The following is an 857-nucleotide window of genomic DNA, read 5'->3' on the forward strand; positions in this document are numbered from 1 at the left end:
CGCCGAAGCACGTCGCGCCACCGCCGCCGTTCGTGCCGCCCCCGGAAGTGCACGTCCCGGCACCGCCGTCGCCGAACGCGATCGCCGCGCAGTCGACCACGCCAGCGCCGTCGGCACCCGTCGCGCCGCCGGCACCGCCTGCCGCTGCGGCGCCCGTGTCGACCAGCGTCGGCGTGGTGTGTCCCAACTCGACGCAGGTCCGCGCCGCGATTCGCTATCCGCGTGAAGCGCTCAAGGACAACCTGACCGGCGACGTCGTCGTGACGTTCGTGGTCGGCACCGACGGCAACGTCAAGGACCTGAGCGTGACCCAGTCAGCCGCGCCCGTTCTCGACAGGGCTGCGGAAAACGCAGTGCGGCAGTTCCACTGCGTCGCACAGGGCGAGGAAGTCCGCGTGCAGGTGCCCTTCTCTTTCAAGCTCGATTGAGGCTGCCCTCGACAGCCGTTCCTTTTCTACTTGCCAACGCATTTCAGGAGACGTTCATGATCAACCGTACCCGCAAGGCCGCCCTGGCGACGGCTCTGTTCCTCGCGGCCAGCGCCGCCCACGCCGCCACCGACACGGTGGCGAATCCCTACGGTCTCGATGCGCTCTGGAAGGGCGGGGATTTCATCGCACGAGGCACGTTGCTCATTCTGGTCGTCATGTCGATGGGCAGCTGGTACATCATCGTCGCGAAACTGCTCGAGCAAACGCGAGTGCTGCGCCGCGCGAAGGCGGCGGAGACAGGTTTCTGGAAAGCCGGCAGTCTCGGCGAAGGCACGCGTCAGCTGGACGCCGGCAGCCCGTTCCGCTTCATCGCCGAAGCAGGTCTCGCGGCATTCGACCATCACGAAGGCGCACTGGTCGAACAGG

General features: G+C 67.3%; 1 protein-coding gene and 1 pseudogene. Both read left to right on the forward strand.

Going from position 1 to position 857, the window contains the following annotated elements; genetic code table 11:
- Positions 1-428: energy transducer TonB (locus VK92_RS38710; protein ID WP_048468267.1), on the forward strand; the 428-nt coding region annotated here is incomplete at its 5' end.
- Positions 429-484: 56 nt separating this feature from the next.
- Positions 485-857 (forward strand): annotated as a pseudogene (locus VK92_RS38715) (MotA/TolQ/ExbB proton channel family protein); the annotation flags it as partial.

Source organism: Burkholderia sp. LK4 (assembly GCF_001043615.1).
GTDB classification, from domain to species: Bacteria; Pseudomonadota; Gammaproteobacteria; order Burkholderiales; family Burkholderiaceae; genus Burkholderia; species Burkholderia cepacia.